Annotated in this window: 1 protein-coding gene; it reads right to left on the bottom strand. The window is 71.3% G+C overall.

The annotated features are described in order from the left end of the window. On the bottom strand, positions 1–831 hold an 831-nt coding region (locus AB0H28_RS29860; protein ID WP_358047426.1), incomplete at its 3' end, for a hypothetical protein. Positions 832–1637: the final 806 nt, after the last annotated feature.

Below are 1637 nucleotides of genomic sequence, written 5' to 3'. Positions count from 1 at the left end.
AGTGGAGATGCGTCCGGCGAGGTCCTCGCTGATCGGGAAGAACGCCGCTCGGTGGCGGATCTTGTGGTTGATCCAGGCCAGGTAGGGTGCGTCGGTGTCGTCGCGGACCACGCAGTCCAGCGGCAACTGGCGGGCGTCTTTGAGTCGCAGCCCGCAGTTGATGAGGATGCGCAGGACCAGCCGGGCGTCGTCGCTGCCGAACACCGCGAGGTTCTGCTCGGACTCCAGCTGCCGCATCACGTGTTCGCTGATCCACCGCGGGTTGGACGCCGGCTTGGTCGGGTAGTCGTCGAAGACCATCGCGTTGCCGGGCAGGCCGGGAGCCCAGCCGAGACGGTGCACGTCGCGCAGGAACACGCCGAGCCCGCCGATGTGCCCGGCCGGCCGACCGCCGGCCAGCCACGCCTCGATCGCCTCGCGGGTCAGCGTCTCCGGTCCGCCCGCCGCGTCGGTGCGACCGGCCAGGTGGGCGGCGAAGCTGGTCAAGCCGTGCAGGTTGCTGTGCACGGTGCCCACGCTCAGCCCGCGGGCCAGCCGCCACCGGCACCAGCGGCGGGCCAACTCGGCCAGCCAAGACTGCGGGATGCCAGCGAAGCGCAGGTAGCGCAGCCCCGCCGTGGTGATGCCCAACAGCCGTAGGTCCCAGACGTCGCGGGGGTACTGGTCGGCCCACGGGTCGGCGGCGATCAGCAGCCGCTGCAGCCGGATCCGGGTGTCCAGCACGAACTTCAACGACACCGACGCGTAAACCCGCTTGCCCTCGTAGACGCGCCGGTTGGTGCCGAAGAAGGTGCGCCAGCCGTCCTCGTCCCAGTCCAGGATGCTGCCCACCGCGGAGTCGGCCAGCCGTTTTGACCGCGGCGGTAACCGCGCTGGCCACGGTGCGTTTGTTCGCCTCATCGTGGCGGCACTGCAACCCGTACTGCACCTCCAGCCGCAGCTGCCGGCCCAACCGCTGAAGGTTGACCGGCGGGACCTGCCGGGCGGCCGCCTTGACGGCCAGGTCGGCCTGCCACGTTTCGAGGTCCGGCCGGCCGGCGATCTTCCACCGGTCGTGGTGATGGTGGCAGAACGGGTTCGCCGGCCCGTTCGTCCACCGTGGACAGCCGGGAAACGTGCAGTCTCGCTCTCCGTCAGGCGTCGGGCTGTACTCGAAGCGGGTCAACCACGCGTCCAGTGATGGCCGGCCGGCGGCCACCCACCGGGGCACGTGCCGCTGGCACAACCTCCGGTAGCTGGTCGAGCGGTTGCACCCGGCCACCGCGCATGCCGGCGCCGCCGCCACGGCACGCTGGGCGAGCCGGCCGTCCTCGGCAGCCAACCACCCGTCGAAGTCGTCGTCCTCGCCACGGGTCGTCAGCCACCGCTGGTAGTGGCTGTTGCAGACGCCCCGCGCTGAGCGGCCCACCACGTTGGGACAGTTGACCAACCGGCACTCCCCGCGCACGAACACCACGTCGTCGCGGACCGGACGGAACACCGCACCGCGGAACTCGGGCCGCACCGCCTCCATCAGCCGCTCCAGCAGACCAGCCGGCCCGCGCGGCGCGGATCTCGCCGCGCGGCGGCCGGTCACGTCAACACCCCCGCCGCCGTCAACGCTCGCCGATGGTCCTCCACCGTCAAATGGCTGTATG

This window comes from Micromonospora sp. NPDC050980, assembly GCF_040653835.1.
Taxonomy (GTDB): domain Bacteria; phylum Actinomycetota; class Actinomycetes; order Mycobacteriales; family Micromonosporaceae; genus Micromonospora.
This window is presented reverse-complemented; position numbering and strand designations above follow the sequence as displayed.